Below are 20961 nucleotides of genomic sequence, written 5' to 3' on the forward strand. Positions count from 1 at the left end.
CAACTCTTAAGAATCCTGTCACACCTCCTGTATTTTTTTGAAAATATAGTAATTCTTTGTTGTTATATAAAGATTAACGGATATCAACTGTAAGATAATGTAATAATTTGTCGCGGAAAGTACTAGTAATTGGAAAATAAACCCTTTGTATGATACTTGGGATATTATTTTGTGACTATTGAAGACTCATTTTCTTAAGCTGTTACGTTTTTGTAAGAAAGGCGAACTTCTGACTTAGGACAAATCTACTTATTTTTGTAATTTAATAATTAACCTAATAAAAATGGGAACACAGTCCCTTAGAATCACGATAATTCTTCTGGTTAATTTCCAAAATCTTCTTTAAGTATGTGGAATCCATCAAACGCCCTATTCATGATTTCTGTTCCTTGTCGGAAAAAGGAATACATTGGCCTAAAAAAGATGTAAACGTAGTATCCAAATGTTGTAGGGTGAAACAACTAAATTCTGTATCATTTTATGAAATGTCGTTTTTTGACAAAAAAACTCCCTCTTACATGTAAGAGGGAGAAAAAAATTCTTATTCTGGCCGTTCTAACGAAAATCTTTCACCTAACTTCACATAGTTCGAACCTGCCAGTCTTCCAACAGGCCGAAGTTTTTCAGCGTCAATTCTTCCATCATGATACAGGTCATCAGCAATATGGTAATGAACAACTTTTCCGATAAGCAAATCTGTAGCTGGCTGATCAGGCGTACCTCCTAGAGGGATAATCTGCTCAACCACGCATTCCATTCGAATGCTGGATTCAGCAATTCCGGGAACTTTAACTTTTACCGAATCAACTGTTGTTAGATTCGCAAGTTCGACTTCACTTTCATCAGGCCCAAGGTTTGCTGCGGTTTGATTCACTGCCTCAATGTAGGTTTCATCTGGGATATGGACTACGAATTCACCTGTTGTTTCTGCATTTCGTGAAGTATCCTTTTGCACTCCGTCTTTCCTGCCGATTGATATGGCGATTAACGGAGGATTGGACGTTAGCGCGTTAAAATAGCTGAAGGGAGCTGCATTTAGCACACCCTCTTTAGATAGTGTGCTGACAAATGCGATAGGTCTTGGAATAATACCCCCTGTTAGAAACTTATAATTTTCTTTTACTGATAAGTTTTGAGGATCAATCGATTTCATGAAGGATCACCTGCTTCACCAAAAATTTTAAGGTATTAAATGTTTATGAAACCATTCGGCAGCTTCTTCTACCTCAGCTCTTGAAAGCTGATGCCCCATGTTCTCCCATTTCACATGTACGTTAGCACCTGCATTTGAAAGTAATTTCTCCAATTCTTCCGTTTCTTCTGGCGGACATATTGGATCATTTTTTCCTGCACCAATAAATACAGGAAGTCCATTTAGATCAGGTAATGTGATTCCTCGTCTCGGAACCATCGGGTGATGGAGAATAGCTCCTTTTAAAGAGTTTTTATAATGGAAGAGCAGGCTCCCTGCAATATTGGCGCCGTTCGAATATCCAACAGCAACCACTTGATCCCGATCAAAGTCATACTTTTGGGCTGCTTCATTAATAAAATCATGAAGCTCTTTCGTGCGGAAAATCAAATCTTCCTCATCAAATACCCCTTCTGCCAATCGGCGGAAAAACCGGGGCATGCCATTTTCAGATACATTTCCTCGTACACTGAGAACAGAAGATTCGGGTGAGATCATTTCCGCCAATGATAGAAGATCTTCTTCATTTCCTCCTGTGCCATGTAATAAAAGCAGCACCGGTTTAGTTGTATCTGTCCCCTTCTTAAACAAGTGTTTCATTATTTGTCCTCCTTTAAAATCCTTGCTTCTGCTGGTTGCAGGTGGCTTTCTATCTGATTTCGGTGAGGCTCAAGCCATGGTGGGAGCAGCAACCCTTTACCAAGATCCTCTTCTGGTTCGTCACGTGTGAATCCTGGTGGATCTGTTGCAATTTCAAAGAGAATGCCGCCTTCTTCACGAAAATAGATGGCATTGAAATATTGTCGGTCAATAATTTCTGTGACTTGAAAATCATTCTGTTTCACATGTTGCTGCCATAATTCATGTTGTTCAAAAGAGCTAGCTCGCCATGCGATATGATGGACCGTTCCAACTCCGCTCACTCCTCTTGCTTCTGGAGCAAGCTTAATATCGATCACATTCCCAATATCACCTTTCGCTTTAAACCTGATGTAATCACCGTCTTGCCCGACTTTTTGAAGCCCCATTACGTCCATAAGCACTTTTTCTGTTTGCTGAGGTGCAGCAGAAAGCATTACAGCACCGCCAAAACCTTTAATAGCATGCTCTGAAGTGATCGCTCCAAACGACCATTCGCTCTTCTTTCCTTCTTGTCTTGCTACAATCTCTAGACGTAAACCGTGCGGATCAAGAAACTCCAAATACTCTTCATCAAAGCGGACGGTTTTCTTATATTCAATAGAGAACTTTAAAAGTCTTTCTTCCCAAAAAGAAAGCGAACTCTCTGGTACCACAAAGGAAGTCGTACCCACCTGTCCGGAACCTACTCTTCCTCTATAAGCATCTGGCCAAGGAAAGAACGTCATGATCGTTCCAGGGCTGCCCCCTTCATCTCCAAAATAAAGATGATATGTTCCGGGGTCATCAAAGTTAACCGTCTTCTTAACTAATCTTAACCCTAGTACACCCGCATAAAAATCAACATTCTCCTGTGGACTGCCAACAATCGCTGTAATGTGATGAATTCCATCTGTTTGCATCGTCATTTCTTAAACATCCCTTCATACTTTATTACTTATTTTTTGTAAGTTTAGTATATGAGATAATACTTACTTTTGTCAAGTAACTATATTTGTTTGTAAAAAATTGCAGTTTCAATAGTGGGTATGCAGCAAAATAAGTCCTTCTCATTATGTACGATTCACTCTTTACTTAGCCTTTCCCCATATGTGGAAGATTGTAACGATAACCAAGTATGCAGCAAATTTGTAAACATTCTATAAGATGAAAGACATAAAAAAATCCACGTGGAATATGTGTATTCCACGTGGACAAAAAGTGAATTGTTGTATTTGTTTGGGGTCAGACCCCTTTTTAGAAGTCGAAGTTATCTGGGTCAGGACCGATGCGGCGGTCTTCATTTAAAGCATCGATCTTGGCCATATCTTCAAGTGATAACTCAAAATCAAAGATATCAGCATTTTCAACGATGCGGTGCTGTTTGACTGATTTAGGAATCGTTACAACACCATTTTGAACATCCCAGCGAAGGATGATCTGAGCCACAGATTTTCCGTGTTTTTCTGCTAGCTCTACTAATGCAGGCTCATCTAGCAGCTCACCCTGCATAAGCGGGCTCCATGCTTCCATTTGAATGCCGTTGTCTTTACAGAATAATAGAAGCTCTTTTTGTGCCAAACGCGGATGGTACTCTACTTGGTTGACCATTGGTTTGATCTCACAATCCGCTAAGATATCTTCTAGATGGTGAACTTGGAAGTTAGATACGCCAATCGCTTTTACTTTTCCATCTTTATATAGCTGCTCAAGAGCACGCCACGTTTCTTTATACTTGCCTTTCACAGGCCAGTGAACCAAATAAAGATCAAGATATTCAAGACCTAGCTTTTCCATACTGCTTTCAAATGCTGCCAATGTTGACTCATAGCCTTGATCAGCGTTCCATACTTTTGTTGTGATGAACAATTCTTCGCGAGGAACTCTCGCTTCTTTGATAGCTTGTCCAACACCTTCTTCGTTTTTATAGATAGCGGCTGTATCGATACTTTTATATCCTGCTTCAATCGCCCATTTAACAGAATCGATTACTTCTTGTCCCTCTTCCACTTTGAATACACCAAGTCCGAACCATGGCATCTTAACTCCATTGTTCAGTACAGTCGTATCTTGCAATGATTTGATAGCTGTCATCTGTTTAATAGCCTCCCATTTTCAAAATGAATTTTGTTTCCTAAAAAGATATTGTCACATTCTGCTGTAGAAAGGAAACATTTCGACTTTTGGAAGGTATTTAAATGATGATATGGAAGTAGTATCCAACACAATATGAAAATGGGGTGTTGGTGTGAAAGACAATCTGATTCAATTTAAAGCGAAAAGCGAATCATCCAAAGCTATGCCTGAACAAGAAATTTCCCTTATTCAGGAGATTCGTGAACTGTTATCAGAGTTTCACTGTAATTATCCTCTAGTAACAAAGAAAGCGATTCTACTTCGTATTGATCAACTAACAGATGAACTCATCTTCAATAAACGATAATTAGAACGTTGCTTGTCTTTGGTAGACATTCAATAAAACGTCTAACTCTTGACTGCACTTAACTGTTTCCTTGCTGGTTAAACCGTTTCGGTCTGCAATTTCTACCAGCTTTTCTTTTTTTCTTTTATACATTCCATCAGAAGAGAGTTATTCCATTCTTTTTTCTCCACGAAAATCGGCTCCCCTTATGTCAATTTTGTACTTCTCAGTTATTATGCCCGCTTTTTTTATGCTTGAAAATAGTTTCCACAAAAGAAGAAGTAATGTTACAAAACCGGACATATTTTTACATGAAAAATCGTCATAAAGACCCAATATTTCCTCCAATGTTATGCATGATTCAGCCGCATTCGTCTACTTTCTTAGGACGTATTATATGAATTTGTGATTCAATAAAGAAGAGATTTCATAGTGAAGGAGTGTTTAAGAGAATGAGAAAACTTTCAAAAGAGACAAAAGAAGAAATGATTACTAGCATACAGTCCTTCTTTTTAGATGAACGCGGTGAAGAAATCGGAAATATTGCGGCTGAGCAAGTACTGGACTTCATAACGAGTGAAATGGCTGCTTATTTTTACAATGAGGGCATCGAAGACTCTATTTCCACACTGCAATCGAGAATGGAAAATTTAGAAGAAGACCTCTACACGTTAAAGCGTCCGATTCGCAAATAATGGATGTTTTCGTATACATTAATGCTTTTGATAGTGTTGATTTCCGCTTCAGGTTTCTCGCTTTCCACGGGGCGTGCGGTGAGCCTCCTGCCGCTTTGCGCCATTAGGAGTCTCCACCTTGACCGCTTTAAGAAAGTACCTTGCTCCTGCGTCTACAAGTAACCTGCTACCGAAGCGAACTTCCTCGTCGCATGCCTTGCGAGAAGAATCTCAAGTGGTAGGCACGCCACCTTACGCTCCAATCAACTTGCAATTGATGAAAATAGAAAAAGTCCAAAGCTACAACTCTTTAGAAAAGAACCTAAATAAAAGAAAAAAGGATGGGAGACTCCCATCCTTTAACCTTTTTTATCGTTGTAATAATTTACAGAGTACATAGCGCCCTCTTCTACCATCTTGTTGTCATCCACATCCATTGGATCAGGATGTCCTGCTTTATTGATTGGCAGCTGTGTGCGATCGATATGATGAGGACGTACTCTTCGTTTCATATCTTTAAATTTCATTTTTGTTTTAATACGGTTAGGTTTGAAAGAAAGCCAGACCAGTGCACCTGTACCAAGACCAATTAAAGCCCATGATTGAGTTTTCAATAACTTGCTAGTTGTTTTCATTTGAGTTTGAGTTTGGGTTGCAGTTTGCATCTATAACGCCTCCTTGCTTACAATTACCCCTTTTATCTACATTTGTAACATCTCATTTTCTTTGCAAAAGTATTACAACCGCCTAATTCCTGAAAAACTAAACATTTGTCCATACACCCTTTCTGTACGACACATATACTGTATCGAAGTCGAAAGTACAATTTCGTAAGGAGGAGTTTTAGAATGTATGCAAATTCACCGGTAAATGCTTCACTTGCAAACGCACCAATGTATGGTGGCGGATATGGTTATTGTGGTGGCGGAGGTTATGGAAAGAGTTTTGCGATCATAGTAGTTCTATTTGTCCTTCTCATTATCGTTGGTTGTTCGTGGGCGCACAAAGGCAAAGATTGCTAATTTTTGCGCAACACAAAAAAGGGTGCGGTTTTCATAACCGTACCCTTTTTACATAAATCGCTTTGTTTTTCTCTGAAATTGAGCTGTACGAACGTAATCTATAATTCGAGTGCTGATCCATTGACATAGTAATGCGAAGAGTATAATTTCGAAACCAATTGTAAGCGACGTTAAAACCAGCACAAAACTGTTGATCAAAAAAAGGATGGTACCTGGTTTCTTTCCTGACCAATTAGCCAGTATAAGCGCTAAAATATCCATACCTCCGGAAGAAGCACCAAAACGAAACAGAATTCCGACCCCTGTACCAAAAATGATCGCTCCGTATATAACATCAATCAGTGTTCCATTTAAAGGATTTGGGACATGTGTTGTTATCCAATCTACCGTTACAGAGGTAACTGCCACACAATAGATGGTCCATAATGCCGCCTTTTTCCCAAGTTTTTTAACAGCTAGCAGCAATAGTCCGAAATTAATGGTCCATAGCGTAAGTCCCAATGGCACGCTAAAGAAGTAATCGTTTAAGATAGCGATGCCTGCCACCCCTCCAGAAGGTATAGCGTGGGGAAACAGGAATGCAGCCATAGCTAGTCCCTGTAAAAAAGCTCCAAAAGTTAACCAAATGATTCTTTGCAAAACAAAAATCCTTTCTGGTCTCTGCGTCATATCCATCCTTCATTTTAGACCTCACACAAAGAAAAGCAAGTTGTTTTGGAAATTTCCAATAAAGTATTTCCGAATTCTTGATATATTTTGTTTTTTCTTGATATGTGCTTTCATAGTCTTGATATCCGTGTTTTCACCTCTAAAAATAACAAAAAGAAGCAGTCATTCAACTGCTTCTTCTAGTATGTTATTTTCATTTTCTACACTAACGTACCAGTTCCAAGACTTCGTAATGCATCCACCGCCGTTCTGCTTTCTTCTCCAGTTGCAGATACACAACAAATCCCTTTCATTCCGTTAAGCAGACTCATACTGAGGTGACTTTTTGCGTTAATTTTTAAGGTGTTGCATTCAAAGAAAATTTGACATTGCTCAAATTCATTCGCTTTGACCACCATTTCACGAATCCACCCAGGTCTTATTTTCTCTTGCACCATAAAATAAGTTTTCATCACATAACCCTCTTTTCAGTCCTCTTCATAATTCATCCTACAGGCAGAATGTAAAGCCCGTTTAAACGCTGTGTAAGTGTTTTATGGCTTATCGTTTCAATTTATGAAGAAAATCAAAAATAATGGTATGAAAAAGCACTAAATTGCAACATTATGTGTATGACTTTAAAAGGGAGCATCGTTATGGCTTATTATGTAGCATGTGATTATGACGAACCCGATCGCCAGAGCTATAGAGGCATCGTGATTATTGATACATTAACAAATGAAGTGGCACACCGCTTTTTTCGGGTCATTTTGATCAGGACTTTCAAGAATACCGCAGCTGGCTCGAGGACACTGAACCTTTTTATTTCGAAGGAGACAGTCTATTAAATTTCGTAGGAGACCTGCATGATCCCGCACTGAATGAGGATCAGGATTTTTATCATTAAGGTTGGTTTTGTTTTTAATATAGTTCAAATACAAAAAAGCACCTTCATTTGGAAAGTGCTTTTTGTGATGTTAATCTTTATTCGAAAAATCAATGATTCGTATCGGGTTTCCTGTTCCGTCTCTGTAAATCGCATACCTACCAGGAGGAATTGTACAAGGTGATTTTACAAAGTCCAGTTTTGATTCGTGCTCATCATAAAAGTCATCAACACTGTCTACCAAAAATACACCGCCTGGGCCCAAGTCATGCTCGTCCTCTTCAATCATCAACTGTACTTCACAATCTTTCATGGACATACCTAGTACCTGATTACCTTCTCGCCAAGCTTCAGTCATCCCAAGACCTTCATAATATTGTTGTGATTCTTGTAAATCTTTTACTGGGTGAAACAAAAATGCGAGCTTCAATTCCTATACCCCTCGTAAAAAATTCATGATTATGTGTTTAATTGTATTTGATTCCTATTTCTGTATACGTTACTTTCCATCTGACTTTAATATTTTCCTGCTGTTTTTTTAAAAAGAGTGTTTTCGCTTACAATGTTGCTCTTGAAAGTTGTTGATTTCCGTTTCAGGCTGCTCGCTTTCCGCGGGGCAGGCGGTGAGCCACATTCGTACATTCCACTCTTAAGTATCTCACCTGCCCGCCTGTCCTAGCCGAGAGTCTCGCATCTTACACTCCAATCAACTTTCACAGAAGATAATAAAATGAGGTTTGAAAGCAACAATCTTTTAGAAAAGAACCTTTAGAAAAGAACAAAAACAATAAAGAATCATATGAATTCACGCTGAAAAACAACCAATCCTGATTCAAGTAAGTTCATTTTTCTTTTTTCATTAAAGAATAGCAAGTTTTCTAATAATAGAAGAGCGGTGTAGTATGTATCTTCAAATGTTTTGGGCGAAACTGAGAGCCTGGTGCGTGAAACTCTGATCAGTTGGAGTGAAAGAAGGATCTACTGCGCGAAATGAAAGGCGTTTGGAGCGAAATACAGCCTAGTTTGCGCGAACGTGTAACAAATAAAAGAACACGTACCGTAAAAAGCTCAAAAGACTCTAACTACAGACCGGGGGAAACATACGTCCCAATGCTCCTCACCTTATTCTCACAACTTGCATCCCAAAAGCAAAAGAAAAAGACTGAACCTTAAAATGGATTCAGTCCCTCTAAAACTTAATAATACGGATACGGCGGATATGGCGGGTAAACAGGATAGATCGGATACGGTCTTGGTGCTAATGCTAGACCTGCGATTGTTCCAAGTGTTAGTCCTACAAGTGCAGGTGCAAAGAAGAAGCGGTTGCTGCTCTCATCCTGTCCTTCCGTGCTATACGGCAGAATGTATGCTTTTTTATTATCTACATGTTTAAGAACACCATGATATCTCGTGCCGCAATGACAATCAATATACACAGATCTGCCTATATAACGGCGGCACAGGTGATACGTTTGGTATGACAAAGGGTAAACCTCCCAGCTGTTTTTGCCTTCTCTACACCATATGTCCAACCTGTTATTTTGACAGAGACAAGTGTCTAACAATGCTTATTTTTCTGAGGAAGGTTGTAAAACAAGATGCTGCTGATTACCTCGGTTTTCATCATTTAATGCTGTAACATGGTACTTCCCTGTTGCCCAATCTTTCGCCTGATCCCTGTACCATGGACTTAATACATGACCAGATTGACCTGGGCCAACAACATGGTATGCCTTAGAAGGATCATCCATATCGATCACCATCCGCCATGCACCACCATGTGTGATGTTCCCCGTTTCCCGGTTCCACCCAGCAACACCTACTGTAACCCGGCTTCCTCCCATTGTTTGTGTTTCAGGATTAAACAACAGATTTAACGGTTTAATAGCTGCGAGAGGATGTTCAAATGTTAGCGTGTGAAAATCTCCCCACTTCCATTTAGATAGATCTTCACCATATTTATCACTGAGTACAGAGATCATGGATTTGAATGATTGCTGAGTGACTTTAGCTAAGCCGCCATGTTCTTTGATCCATGGGCCAGGCTGACCGGCATTTGCTTTTCGAATCAGTTCATCCACCACTTGCTCACGACCGTCAAACATCTTCAACATCTCATCACTGATCTCATCCTTGAACAATTCATCGCTGAAACGATCCATCCAGATGTGAAAGATTAAAGGTGCCGCACTCTCTTTATTGTCTATTTTGTTCCAATTCTTTAATACAGCGAGCACTTCTTTTTCTTTTTTATCCAAAGGTTCTTTCATCACTTGTTCGATAAGAATCGGCAGCATTTCTTCAGCTTGTTTATTTTTTTGGTCAAATTGCAAGCTCTGCATATCTTTTACTGAAAGTTTTTCTTTCCCCTCAAGAACTTCTACTATTCGTTGTTGTCTGTATGGCTGCGCAAACGTATCCGAAATGTGATAAGGATACGTATCGGTTGTTACTTTATTGTTTGCTGTTGCAATGTATCCATTTTCTGGGTTGACTCTTGTCGGGAGTTCATCCCATGGGATATATCCTTTCCATTCATACTGATCGTTCCATCCTGGAACAGGTATTGATGTGTAGTCTTGCTTTCTAATCGGTATTAATCCGTTTGCCTTATAAGCGATGGTTCCGTCTGTGCTTGCAAAAACAAAGTTTTGTGCTGGAGTATGGAAAGATTCTAACGCTTTCTCAAACTGCTGCCAGTTTTGTGAACGATTCATCATTATCACCGCTTCGAGTTCCTTTGAAGGCTGAAGAGCTGTCCATTTTAGGGAAAGGGCTGTTCCTGGTTTGTCCTGGTGAGCAAACTCAGAGATTACAGGTCCATGCCTTGTGATCACCACCTCATGATTCACGTCTGTTTTATCTTTCACTTTGATGATTTCGTCGATAACTTCGGCTTTTTCCCAATTAGCCAAGTACTGAAACTCATAAGGATTCTTAGGGTTTCTTTTTTCTACGTATAGTTCCTGAACATCAGGACCGACATTCGTCACACCCCATGCGATTGTTTTGTTATGTCCAACGATAATCCCTGGGATACCGGCAAAAATAACACCGGACACTTCATAATCTGGTCCTTTTAAATGGCTCTGATACCAGATGGATGGAGTACCAAGTGCGAGATGCGGATCATTGGCAAGGAGAGGTTTACCTGACTGAGTTTTACTGCCTGCAATCACCCAATTGTTGCTACCATTATGAAAGTTTGGAATAACAGAATCTGCGAAACTTTTTCAAAATCAATACCAGCTGATTCTAAATCTTCTAAAATAGCAGGTGCATCTTTTGGATATCCCGGAAATAGATCCAATGCTTTTTCTTTTGAGAACGTTTCCATTAAATAATATCGAAAAGCTTGTCCTTCCCAATGTCCGCCAAGGTCGAATGCCATATATTTTCCGATAACAAGCGAATCGACAGGCGTCCACTTTTTCGGCTCATAACCTACAAGCAAAAATTCAATCGGGAGTGTATTGTCTTTCTTAGCCTGCTCCATATACGAATTAACACCATCTGCATACCATTCGAGATATCGCTTCATTTCAGGTGAATACTCATTGTAAGAAGCTTCAGCTGCTCTTCTTAAACCGAGAGTTCTAAAAACTTATCACGCTGTATCGTCTGTTCCCCGATTACCTCGCTAAGCATTCCAGACGCTTGCCTTCTGCTTAAGTCCATTTGAAACATACGGTCTTGCGCGGTGACAAAACCTTGAGCCATAAATAGGTCTTTCATCGACTTTGCTTCTATATGCGGAACGCCGTTAGCATCTCGATAAACATCCACATTTGCGGTTAGTCCATTTACGGATAATGTTCCATTTACTTGCGGTTTACTTTTTTGCAGCAGAAAATAGGCTGTGCCTGCTGCGGCTGATAAAATGATGACAAGTGCAATTCCAATGATGAGTAAACTTCTTTTCCATGTTAATCGTTTAACAAAGCTTTTTTCTGAAGCGCTCTCTCCACCTATATATCCCCCTGCCCTGACAATCTTCCTAATAACATTCTCTAATATGACGGATTTCCTGTATAAAGAGAAGAAAAGTAAATGAATAGAAAAACCTCGATACTTTCTGACTAATTTCAATAAATAAAGACAGGATTTAGAGAAGAATGTCGAATATCTCAACAAGCAGTTTTACGACAAACAACATAAGGAGAGAGAAGATGGCTAAAATTCTGGTGGATTTCCAACTCAGCCAGGGCCAGGAAAAAGTTACCCAAGGAAATATCGTTATTGCTAATATTCAACCTGGAAAATCTAATCTCCATGAACAAGTAAAAAAGGTGATAGCGGATCAATTCAATTGCCCAGCTGGAATTATCTCCATTAAGAAAATTAAGATGAATGCATAAAAAAGAGGTGCTTCTTTTGTCAGAAGCACCTCTATATGTATAGGGGACTTTATTATCTCATCGATTTTCCCTCTTCGTAAGTTCCATAAGTCATATAACGCTGGGCCTATGTTCATCCCTATTAACGGTAATTCCCCCGTTGAATGGAGGCCTTATCAATCTTTAGTCATGTTAAACACCAAAAAAAGCAAAGAAGCGGTTGATTTCCGTTTCAGGTGCTCGCTTTTCGCGGGGCAGACGGTGAGCCTCTTGCCGCTTTGCGCCCTAAGAGTCTCACCTGACCGCTTGTCCCGCAGGAGTCTCCCACCTTACACTGCAATCAACTTATCAATGATGTATATAAAAAAGAAAAATGCTCAAATTCCTAACTAAGTCATCATCTAAATGTTAAATGAGGAAAGATTAGCCTAAAAATAACTACCAATGATCTGCTCAATTTCATCCTCGTTCATCCTGCCTGCAATACCAGGTGTTTGGGCAAAATATTTTACAGCCTCACCGCAAGTAAGCCCTAGTTGGCTTAGCCCCTTGGCTATTGTAGTGAGATAGGTTGCAGGCGGCGGATTCAGATCTTGTTCGTGCATATCCAGGTTACACGTGAACGTAACCATCGGATATCCTTCTTCCTCCCCTAAATAGACCATTCGGCTATACCAGCCTTGTCCAAAATGGATATACCCTTTTTGGATGACCTCTTCTAAATCTGCCTCTATTTCGTCACAGCTATTTTCTTGAGCAGTAACATCTAAAAACTGCTCAACCGTGACTAAGTACTTTCGGCCATATGTCTTGTATTGATCACTTTTTTCATGTCCGATAAAAGCAACTCCGCCTTCACCCCATTTTGTCCGCTCTCTTGCAAAATATAGAGGATATGGAAGCACAGCTTTTCCGTTTTTAAGCGGCATTGCCGGATTTCTGCAGCCCCTTTCTCTTTGTGAAGAACCTTCAGGCTGATCACCAAGAATGTAACACAAAAAACGGTGCTCCATTAAATTTGATCCATAACTCACGTACCAAACATAAGACGTATCCAATCTTAATGTCCTCCTTAAAATTTTTCTTGAATAACTGTCATGAAGAATCTTATTTTCTTATACATTGATATACACAAGGGGTTGAAAAGAGTGATTAGAACATGCTTAATTTTCTTACTTAGCGTCCTTATTTTCCTTCTCACGATATTCCTTGCCTCGCCTGTGATTTGAAAATATCAGGTTTGATGAATTGTATGTTTTATAGGTCTTTCCAACCAGTTCAATGTCATACAAAAACAAGAAGAACAAATTCCGAAAAATGACATTGGTAAAATAATCCTATTGACCTAATTGCGATTATAAGAAATAGTTATTACGATTCTTGTTTCAGATTGTAATTCGGGATAAAATGGAAAACATACAATACTTTTCCTTCTCTAATTCTTGTACGAGTCTTACTCCTAAATTGTAAGGAGGGATGGGGATGACAGTATTTGAAGCGATGTCACTCATGATTGGTTTTTCAATGCTTGTTCTTACCATAATCCGCTCCAAAGATGACTCCTAGAAGACAGAGAGTTTTTGATTTTTTCATTCTGCCATGCAGATGCATGGCTTATTTTTTCGTAAAAAACCTATGTATTAGAATAACCTTTACTTTGCATTGTAAAACAAAAACCTTGCCGGGGATACTCTCTAGCAAGGTTTTTTTAGTTTTACCCTTTTTTCACGACAATTTGACCTTCTGCAACGTTTACCGTTAATTTTTGTACATCCTCTTCATCGAGTAGAACATCTGCAATTTTATCTTCAATATGCTCTTGAATGATTCTGCGTAGTGGTCTCGCTCCGAATGATGGATGGTACCCAAGTTTAGCAAGCTTTTGCTTCGCGGCCGAAGTTACCGTAATCGCGATATTTTGCTCTTGAAGCTGTTCAGAAAGCTCTTGCAACATTAAATCAACAATCTTCACGAGATGCTCTTCTTTCAACGACTGAAACTGGACAATGCTATCAAAACGGTTTAGAAACTCCGGTTTAAAGTAGCCTCCTAATGAATCAAGGATGTGTGTTTCTTTTTCTACATCTCCCGTGTTAAATCCTAGTTTCTTCGTTTGTTTAACAGCAGCACCTGCGTTACTTGTCATAATGATCACTGTGTCTTTAAAGCTCACGGTACGTCCTTGGCTGTCTGTTAATCTGCCATCTTCCATGATTTGAAGGAACATGTGCTGAACATCTGGATGAGCCTTCTCAATCTCGTCTAGCAGCAAGATGCTGTAAGGTTTACGGCGAATCTGCTCTGTTAATTGCCCAGCTTCTTCGTGCCCAACGTACCCTGGAGGTGAACCGATCAACTTAGACACAGCATGTTTTTCCATATACTCACTCATGTCGAGTCTGATCATGCTGTCTTCATCACCAAAGATTTCTTTTGCAAGCGTCTTTGTTAACTCTGTTTTACCAACACCTGTTGGACCAACGAACAAGAATGATCCGATCGGGCGTTTCTTCGCTTTTAAACCGGCACGGCTTCTGCGGATCGCTTTTGCCACTTTCTCAACCGCTTCTTCCTGCCCGATAACTTGAGCTGAAAGCTTGGCAGCCAGTTCTTTCATTTTCGATTGTTCGTCACTTTGGAGCTTCCGAACAGGAATACCTGTTTTATGTTCTACAATGTGCTGGATGTCCTCCACTTGAACAATCGCTGCTTTTTTATCTTCTTCTTGCGTTTTTAGTTTCTCATCAAGTACAAGTTCTTCTTGGCGAAGTTTTGCAGCTAGTTCATAGTTTTCATCTGCAGCGGCCTTTTCTTTTTCTTTTACGAGTTCTTCTAAGCGCTCTTCAATAGACGATTTTTCAATTGTAATATGCTGAAGGTTGCTCTTAGATCCTGCTTCATCCATAAGATCGATCGCTTTATCTGGCAAGAATCGGTCCTGGATGTATCGATGTGATAGCATTACACATGCTTTTAATGCCTCTTCTGTAAATTTTACTTGGTGGTAATCTTCGTATCGAGGTGCAAGACCTTTCAAGATTTCAATCGCTTCATCCAGTGTAGGCTCGTTAACGATTACCGGTTGGAAGCGGCGCTCTAACGCTGCATCCTTCTCAATCTGACGGTACTCTTTTAACGTTGTAGCACCGACCATCTGCAATTCACCACGTGCAAGTGCAGGTTTTAAGATATTCCCCGCATCCATAGATCCTTCTGCGGAACCTGCTCCCACGATCTGATGAACCTCATCCACAAATAGAATGACATTTTTGCGTTTTTGGAGCTCAGCAATCAGCTGTTTCATGCGTTCCTCGAACTGACCTCTTACTCCTGTATCTGCAACAAGTGATGCAACATCCAGCAAGTACACTTCTTTCTTTAAAAGTTTCGCTGGAACATTGCCTTCCACAATTTTCGTTGCTAAGCCTTCTGCAATTGCGGTTTTACCGACACCTGGTTCCCCGATTAAAACCGGGTTATTTTTCGTGCGTCGGTTTAAGATCTCAATTACACGGCGCACTTCATCATCTCGCCCGATAACCGGATCAATGATTCCTGCTTTAGCTGCATCTGTTAGGTTGCGGCCAAATTGATCTAAAAAGCCTCCGCCTCGTTTTCCTTTTTGAGTTTGTTGTTGCTCATGGTGGTTCGCTTGGTCTGTAAAAGCTTGACCATTCATCATTTGTTGGAATATATCATCGAAAGAAGAAAAGTTCATATTCATTCCTCCCCAGTAGTCATTTCTTGTTTTACTTTATGGTAACAATTAGAGCAAAGCACAAATTGTTTCTTTTCTTTATTCATAGAGATGCTCATTTGGATCGTAGCAGGATTAACTTCACATTGTTCACAACGCATACTTGTAACCCCCTATTCATATTTTTTAAAATTGTATAAATTATTTGCGATTATACGCGCATGCATTTCGTTTCGCAACTTTTTTGTTTCTAGGTCTCATGAGTCTTTTTAGCCACAGTTTGACTTTGACTTTCTTTGACCATTAACCTTTAACCATATTATACTTTGACCTTTTTTGACTTTCAAGTATTTTGTTTTGCTGTCATAAAAGCAAAAAGAGATGAGCTCTTAACTCATCTCTTCCCCAATTTAGTTCCAATTAAAAGTGATTTTTTGTCTGTAATCTTCTGTCTCGCCAGTTGGAGTCAACCAAACTTCTAGCGTATAAGCACCTGGCTCCAGATCGTTTACTAAAATATCCTGCTTAAAAACATCACCCTGCTTCAATCTTAGAGAGGTTAACACCTGCATGAACATGTGATTTTTTGAGTATTGGTACAGAACCTTTCCGCCCTTGTCTTTAATCACATAATCAAACTTCTGACTGGATGAAAATTGAAAGACCTTCTCTTTTTCCGTCTGATTTTTCAACTCATACCTAAATAAAATCCCCTTAGCATTCTGCTGCTCTTGTACTTTGATAGAAGACTCCATACTGCCAGCGACGATGCCGCCTTGTCCGTCCTGTCCAGTTTGCCCGCCTTGTCCTTCTTCAGGACGCTGTTTCTTTTCGTTTCCTTTACCATCACCCATCACCGGTTGTTCTCTCCCCTCGGATTGGTTTTGGCTGTCTTTGTTTCCACAGCCTGTCACGACTATTGAAATACACATTATGATCAGTATAACATGCCATACACTTGTGCGTTTTTTCATGGTTCATCACCTCACTTGTTAGTTTGGGCATATATACGTAATTTCATGTTAAAAAAGGATTTTTCACAGTGTTCATGTAAAATAGATAGTAACTCACACGGATAAGGAGCGGGTTTATTTGAACATTGCACATACTGATCTATTACTTGAAATGCAAAAACGGACTTCTGAAAAACGCGCTACACAAAACGAAACGATTCTTTGGCAGCATAGCCATGATGAATCTTATCACCATCCTGTTTCACCAGATATTGTTGTATACCCTAAATCATCTGAAGAAATTTCATCTATATTAACATTCGCAAACGAACAGCAAATTCCTGTTGTGCCTTACGGAGCTGGATCTAGCCTTGAAGGTCACTGCATTCCTGTAAAAGGCGGCATCTCTCTTAACTTTCAGGAGATGAATGAAGTACTCGAGATTCGTCCAGATGATTTTTTAGTCAGAGTTCAGCCTGGTGTAACACGAACGCAGCTGAATCTTGCACTAAAAAAATATGGATTGTTCTTTCCTGTTGATCCCGGTGCAGATGCCACGATTGGCGGAATGGCCGCGACCAATGCGAGCGGGACAACAAGTGTAAAATACGGCATCATGCGCCATCAGGTCAGAAACCTTCAAGTTGTTTTAGCAGATGGACAGGTGATTCAAACCGGCGGACTCGCTGCAAAATCATCTGCAGGCTATCACTTAACCTCCATGTTTGTCGGCTCTGAAGGTACGCTGGGCGTTTTTACAGAAATCACGTTAAAAGTGTACGGAATTCCTGAATCTGTTCTTGCTGCACGATGTACATTCCCTTCTGTTCAAACTGCAGTTGAAGCAGCAATTGCTGTACTTGGATCTGGTACTGGAATCGCCAGAATGGAGCTCGTTGATGAACGGTCCATCGTACAGGTTAATCACAACAGCGATACAGCCTATACGGAAGCCCCTACCCTTTTCTTAGAGTTCCAAGGAAATCCGGCAAGTGTTACATATGAAGCTTCATTAACAAAAGAATTGCTTGAGAGCTTTGGAGGTTTAGAGTGGGTGGAGGAACGCGATTCGAAAGCACGTGCAAAGCTCTGGGAAGCCAGACATAACTTAGCTTATGCGTTCAAACACGGATACCCTGGCAAGTCCATGATGTTTACGGATGTGTGCCTTCCTCTCTCAGAGTTGTCTGGAGCGATCGTTCATGCAAGAGAGACGATGGATGAAATCGGTGTCCCTGGTGCTGTACTAGGACATGTTGGAGATGGGAATTTCCACGCCATCCTCATGTATGACGCAACCAATGATCGTGAGCGTGAAATAGCAGACGCGGTTAATGAACGTATTGTGGACTATGCATTGCGTAAAGGTGGCACGTGTACAGGCGAGCATGGAGTCGGAATCGGCAAAGCAAAATATTTGGCAAAAGAACATGCCGACACCCTCCCGATCATGATATCTATAAAAAAACAATTAGACCCAAATGACATTTTAAATCCAGGTAAAATCATAGTATAGAAATGAAACGAAAAGCTTGTTTCATCCGTATTATTTGTATAACAAAACAGGGGGGCGTCATTATGATCGTGGTTACAACAGAAAACATAACAGGTTATGAAGTAAAAGAAGTAAAAGGTTCTGCTTTTGGAGTCGTTGTGCGTGCGCGTGGAATTGGCGGCGATATCATGGCAGGACTTCGAGGAATCATGGGCGGGGAGATCAAGGAGTATACGAGCATGTTGGAAGATGCCCGTAAGCAAGCCGTTGATCGAATGGTTAAGAACGCTACAGAAATGGGTGCGAACGCCATTGTCATGATGCGTTTTGATTCAGGTGAGATGGGCAATAACATGAGCGAAATCGTCGCATACGGAACAGCAGTTATTGTTGAAAAGCAATGAATATTATAAACATCCTTATCGGCTGGCAAGTGCTCTCCATCGTCATTATTATTATTTTGGGGATTATCTCCTGGATGTATTACGATAAGCGCTATAAAAAAGTGAAACAAAAGTGCCTTCAGGTTATATCTGGACTGAGGAAATCTCCATCGATCCAACCTCTGGAAAAAGAGAGCGCGTGTACTACAATCCTGACACTGGTGATCGATTTTATAAAGAAGAATAGATAGAACAAAGCTGGTTTTTTAAGGATGTGTTCCTTGAGGAGCCAGCTTTTGTTTATATTTGTTTTGATTGTTTATGTACATGATGATTTATGCTCGCTCACGGAGTTTTATGCTCGCTCAACCTCAGGCTCACAACAGCAAAAAGCCGCCAGTTATACTAGCGGCGGCTTTTACCTCTATACTTTAAATTTGTTAATAGCATCATTCATCTCTTCTGCCAGCTGTGAAAGTGCGTTGGATGAAGAAGAAATCTCTTCCATGCTTGCAAGCTGTTCTTCTGCTGAAGCAGAAACTTCTTGAGTAGAAGAAGCGGCGGTTTCTGCCATAGATGAAATCACATCGATCGATCCTACAACGTGCTCAGTACTTGCTGTCATCTGTTGCGTTGCAGCTGAAACATCCCCTACTTGGTTGGAGACTTCTGCTACGGTTTCATAAAGACTTCTGAAAGCTTCACCTGACTGATGCACGAGTTCTCTTCCACCTGTTACTTCATCTGTTCCGCTCTTCATCGCTTGGACCGCTTTATCAGTCAGTTCTTGAATTTGGTTAATCAATTGTCCGATCTGTTGAGCGGATGCAGAAGATTGTTCAGCTAACTTTCGAACTTCATCTGCAACGACCGCAAATCCTCTGCCTTGCTCACCCGCTCGTGCCGCTTCAATGGCTGCGTTTAGTGCAAGCAAATTTGTCTGCCCTGCGATATCGGTAATAACATCCACGATTTTCGTAATTTCTTGTGACTGATCGCCTAGTTCTCTAACTACATGAGACGTGCTGATCATTGAAGTATGGATTGCATCCATCTGACCAATCGTCTGCTGTATCGTTTCATTTCCGCCTTCTGCCACATGTAATGAACGAGAGGACGCTTCTGACATGTTCTGCATACTTACCGCGATCTGCTGAATACCTGCAGAAAGCTGGTTCATTGCTTCAACAATATTTTCAACGGTACTAACCTGTTCTTGTGATCCACCCGCCACTTCCCCAATGGTTGTCGCGATCTGTTCTGTTGCCATGCTTGTCTGTGCTGCAGAAGCCGTTAACTCTTCAGAAGAAGCTGCAACTTGTTCTGCCGTTGCTCTCACCTGTCTGATAAGGGTTGCTAAGTTTGTCCCCATGTGGTTAATACCGTCTGCGAGCATTCCGATTTCGTCTTTATTTTTTACAGAGATCGGATCCATTGTTAGATCGCCGTCCGCGATGTCATTTAGCATATCTGCCATCTTGATTACAGGCCTTGAGATCATCCGTGAAATGGTATAACCGATTGCCAAGGCTGCTATAACGATCACAATTCCCAAGATCGTGATAAGAGTAACGATAAATTTCTCCTCATCCGCAACTACCATTTTACCTTCATCCATCAGATTGGCTTGTCTCTTCGCCATTTCTTCTGTTACATCCCGCATCTCTCTTCCTAATGGAAAAAGTGTGCTTTTCGCATATTCGTTCGCCGCTTCCATATTGCTCATTGAGTTTTGCAGAACTCGTTCTGACTCATTTTTATAGTCGTTGTTTAAATAATAGATTTTCTCGAGCCTTTTCCTATCCGCATCTACTTGAACGAGTTTCATCGTTTCATTAACAAGTGTCTCAATGCGAGTCGTTGCGTCTGTCAGCTTATCTTTACTTTCAGATGATTGCTCGAGCAAATATTCACGAACACTGTTGTTTTGGATGGTCGCCTGAAGCTCTATTTCTTTAGCATTTTGAAAGATGACCGATCTTCTGTCTAATAAATCACTGTATGTATTCTGCATGTCTTTTAGAAAATAAAAGAATACCCCGCACGTTGCGGCAAATAGAACAGCAATGATTAAAAATGATCCAACAAGCTTCTTCCTTAACGTTAGTTTCATACGTCACCTCTTATAGATTTCTGTTACTAAAAATAACAGGGCAATTGAGTACAATGATGAGACCCTCATCCTGTTTGGAAACACCCTGTATCAATGAATCTTCTTTTGGGTTAAAACTTCCTGGTGACTGTATGGATTCTGCTTCAATATCAATAACATCTGTTGCTGCTTCTGTTAACAATCCTAAGTAACGATCCTCATTTTGCAAAATAACGATTCTAGTTTTATCTGTCGTTTCTGTCTTACGTTTTCCGATAAGATGTCCAAAATCAATAATCGGAATGACATTTCCTCTCAGATGAATAACCCCCAACACCTCTGACGGCATTTCCGGCATGGGTGTAATATCCAGAACACGTTCAATAGAAGCTACATGCTCAATCGGTAAGCCGTATTGTTCTTCACCGGCCATAATAATTACAATCTTTAATGTTTGAGTGCTAAGTGACATCTCACTTGCTCCTTTTCTAGGTATTTCGACGTTAAATGGTAGTCATAAGTCCCATTCTTTTTATCGGTTA

Annotated in this window: 21 protein-coding genes and 3 pseudogenes; 8 read left to right on the forward strand and 16 right to left on the reverse strand. The window is 40.4% G+C overall.

Annotation, left to right across the window (positions count from 1 at the left end; all coding sequences use genetic code 11):
* Positions 1 to 541: 541 nt before the first annotated feature.
* From ACEWFH_RS18780 to ACEWFH_RS18795, 4 genes are all read right to left on the reverse strand, one after another.
* Positions 542 to 1153 carry a flavin reductase family protein gene (locus ACEWFH_RS18780; RefSeq protein WP_473725237.1) on the reverse strand — a complete coding sequence of 204 codons (612 nt, stop codon included), beginning with the start codon at positions 1151 to 1153 and terminating at the stop codon, positions 542 to 544.
* 27 nt (positions 1154 to 1180) lie between these two features.
* The gene (locus ACEWFH_RS18785) at positions 1181 to 1792 is read right to left on the reverse strand and encodes an alpha/beta hydrolase (RefSeq protein ID WP_473725238.1); all 612 of its coding nucleotides are present in this window, start codon (positions 1790 to 1792) and stop codon (positions 1181 to 1183) included.
* The gene (locus ACEWFH_RS18790; protein WP_473725239.1) at positions 1792 to 2739 is read right to left on the reverse strand and encodes a ring-cleaving dioxygenase; all 948 of its coding nucleotides are present in this window, start codon (positions 2737 to 2739) and stop codon (positions 1792 to 1794) included. The genes ACEWFH_RS18785 and ACEWFH_RS18790 overlap by 1 nt, the downstream gene beginning before the upstream one ends.
* A gap of 328 nt (positions 2740 to 3067) precedes the next feature.
* Complete coding sequence (locus ACEWFH_RS18795; protein ID WP_473725240.1) at positions 3068 to 3904, reverse strand: aldo/keto reductase; 837 nt, start codon at positions 3902 to 3904, stop codon at positions 3068 to 3070.
* A gap of 154 nt (positions 3905 to 4058) precedes the next feature.
* Between ACEWFH_RS18795 and ACEWFH_RS18800 the strand changes: the two genes are divergently transcribed.
* Positions 4059 to 4253, forward strand: coding sequence for a hypothetical protein (locus ACEWFH_RS18800; protein WP_473725241.1), 195 nt, complete (start codon positions 4059 to 4061; stop codon positions 4251 to 4253).
* Between the two features lie 24 nt (positions 4254 to 4277).
* Here the strand turns inward: ACEWFH_RS18800 and ACEWFH_RS18805 are convergent.
* Positions 4278 to 4385: pseudogene (locus tag ACEWFH_RS18805) on the reverse strand (aspartyl-phosphate phosphatase Spo0E family protein); the annotation flags it as partial.
* Positions 4386 to 4684: 299 nt separating this feature from the next.
* Here ACEWFH_RS18805 and ACEWFH_RS18810 point away from each other — a divergent pair.
* Entirely contained in the window at positions 4685 to 4927 is a 243-nt protein-coding gene (locus tag ACEWFH_RS18810) for a DUF2164 domain-containing protein (protein ID WP_473725242.1), read from the forward strand.
* Between the two features lie 338 nt (positions 4928 to 5265).
* Here ACEWFH_RS18810 and ACEWFH_RS18815 read toward each other — a convergent pair whose 3' ends face one another.
* Positions 5266 to 5571, reverse strand: a complete 306-nt coding sequence (locus tag ACEWFH_RS18815) for a hypothetical protein (protein ID WP_473725243.1) — start codon at positions 5569 to 5571, stop codon at positions 5266 to 5268.
* A 183-nt stretch (positions 5572 to 5754) separates the two neighbouring features.
* Between ACEWFH_RS18815 and ACEWFH_RS18820 the strand changes: the two genes are divergently transcribed.
* Positions 5755 to 5928, forward strand: coding sequence for a YjcZ family sporulation protein (locus ACEWFH_RS18820; RefSeq protein WP_473725244.1), 174 nt, complete (start codon positions 5755 to 5757; stop codon positions 5926 to 5928).
* A gap of 48 nt (positions 5929 to 5976) precedes the next feature.
* On the opposite strand, the gene ACEWFH_RS18825 is transcribed toward ACEWFH_RS18820, so the two are convergent.
* Both ACEWFH_RS18825 and ACEWFH_RS18830 read right to left on the reverse strand, forming a co-directional pair.
* Positions 5977 to 6603: a YitT family protein gene (locus ACEWFH_RS18825; RefSeq protein WP_473725245.1), complete on the reverse strand. Its 627-nt coding sequence runs from the start codon at positions 6601 to 6603 to the stop codon at positions 5977 to 5979.
* A gap of 194 nt (positions 6604 to 6797) precedes the next feature.
* A complete protein-coding gene (locus ACEWFH_RS18830) occupies positions 6798 to 7049 on the reverse strand; it encodes an HPr family phosphocarrier protein (protein WP_473725246.1) in 252 nt (83 codons plus the stop codon).
* 183 nt (positions 7050 to 7232) lie between these two features.
* Here ACEWFH_RS18830 and ACEWFH_RS18835 point away from each other — a divergent pair, with 183 nt between their 5' ends.
* Positions 7233 to 7424, forward strand: a complete 192-nt coding sequence (locus ACEWFH_RS18835) for a hypothetical protein (RefSeq protein WP_473725247.1) — start codon at positions 7233 to 7235, stop codon at positions 7422 to 7424.
* A gap of 129 nt (positions 7425 to 7553) precedes the next feature.
* Here the strand turns inward: ACEWFH_RS18835 and ACEWFH_RS18840 are convergent, their stop codons facing one another.
* The 3 genes and pseudogenes from ACEWFH_RS18840 to ACEWFH_RS18850 form a co-directional block, all read right to left on the reverse strand.
* The gene (locus tag ACEWFH_RS18840; RefSeq protein ID WP_473725248.1) at positions 7554 to 7892 is read right to left on the reverse strand and encodes a VOC family protein; all 339 of its coding nucleotides are present in this window, start codon (positions 7890 to 7892) and stop codon (positions 7554 to 7556) included.
* Between the two features lie 766 nt (positions 7893 to 8658).
* Positions 8659 to 8946 (reverse strand): hypothetical protein, encoded by a 288-nt coding sequence (locus tag ACEWFH_RS18845; protein ID WP_473725249.1) that lies wholly within the window; start codon positions 8944 to 8946, stop codon positions 8659 to 8661.
* Positions 8947 to 9030: 84 nt separating this feature from the next.
* Positions 9031 to 11434 (reverse strand): annotated as a pseudogene (locus tag ACEWFH_RS18850) (penicillin acylase family protein).
* A gap of 197 nt (positions 11435 to 11631) precedes the next feature.
* Between ACEWFH_RS18850 and ACEWFH_RS18855 the strand changes: the two are divergent.
* On the forward strand, positions 11632 to 11820 hold the full coding sequence (locus ACEWFH_RS18855) for a hypothetical protein (RefSeq protein ID WP_473725250.1): 189 nt from the start codon (positions 11632 to 11634) through the stop codon (positions 11818 to 11820).
* 407 nt (positions 11821 to 12227) lie between these two features.
* Here ACEWFH_RS18855 and ACEWFH_RS18860 read toward each other — a convergent pair whose 3' ends face one another.
* On the reverse strand, positions 12228 to 12857 hold the full coding sequence (locus ACEWFH_RS18860; protein ID WP_473725251.1) for a hypothetical protein: 630 nt from the start codon (positions 12855 to 12857) through the stop codon (positions 12228 to 12230).
* Positions 12858 to 13308: 451 nt separating this feature from the next.
* On the opposite strand from ACEWFH_RS18860, the gene ACEWFH_RS18865 reads away from it, so the two are divergent.
* The gene (locus ACEWFH_RS18865) at positions 13309 to 13365 is read left to right on the forward strand and encodes a hypothetical protein (RefSeq protein ID WP_353958328.1); all 57 of its coding nucleotides are present in this window, start codon (positions 13309 to 13311) and stop codon (positions 13363 to 13365) included.
* 148 nt (positions 13366 to 13513) lie between these two features.
* On the opposite strand, the pseudogene ACEWFH_RS18870 reads toward ACEWFH_RS18865, so the two are convergent.
* Both ACEWFH_RS18870 and ACEWFH_RS18875 read right to left on the reverse strand, forming a co-directional pair.
* Positions 13514 to 15657: pseudogene (locus ACEWFH_RS18870) on the reverse strand (ATP-dependent Clp protease ATP-binding subunit).
* 249 nt (positions 15658 to 15906) lie between these two features.
* Positions 15907 to 16470, reverse strand: a complete 564-nt coding sequence (locus ACEWFH_RS18875) for a BsuPI-related putative proteinase inhibitor (protein WP_473725252.1) — start codon at positions 16468 to 16470, stop codon at positions 15907 to 15909.
* A 151-nt stretch (positions 16471 to 16621) separates the two neighbouring features.
* Here ACEWFH_RS18875 and ACEWFH_RS18880 point away from each other — a divergent pair, with 151 nt between their 5' ends.
* Together ACEWFH_RS18880 and ACEWFH_RS18885 are read left to right on the forward strand one after the other, a co-directional pair.
* Positions 16622 to 17965, forward strand: coding sequence for an FAD-binding oxidoreductase (locus ACEWFH_RS18880; protein ID WP_473727355.1), 1344 nt, complete (start codon positions 16622 to 16624; stop codon positions 17963 to 17965).
* Positions 17966 to 18027: 62 nt separating this feature from the next.
* Entirely contained in the window at positions 18028 to 18348 is a 321-nt protein-coding gene (locus ACEWFH_RS18885; protein WP_473725253.1) for a YbjQ family protein, read from the forward strand.
* A 403-nt stretch (positions 18349 to 18751) separates the two neighbouring features.
* Here the strand turns inward: ACEWFH_RS18885 and ACEWFH_RS18890 are convergent, their stop codons facing one another.
* Both ACEWFH_RS18890 and ACEWFH_RS18895 read right to left on the reverse strand, forming a co-directional pair.
* On the reverse strand, positions 18752 to 20440 hold the full coding sequence (locus tag ACEWFH_RS18890; protein ID WP_473725254.1) for a methyl-accepting chemotaxis protein: 1689 nt from the start codon (positions 20438 to 20440) through the stop codon (positions 18752 to 18754).
* Between the two features lie 10 nt (positions 20441 to 20450).
* Positions 20451 to 20891 (reverse strand): chemotaxis protein CheW, encoded by a 441-nt coding sequence (locus ACEWFH_RS18895; protein WP_473725255.1) that lies wholly within the window; start codon positions 20889 to 20891, stop codon positions 20451 to 20453.
* Positions 20892 to 20961 lie beyond the last annotated feature (70 nt).

It is taken from the genome of Fictibacillus sp. EA-CB0309 (assembly GCF_055814265.1).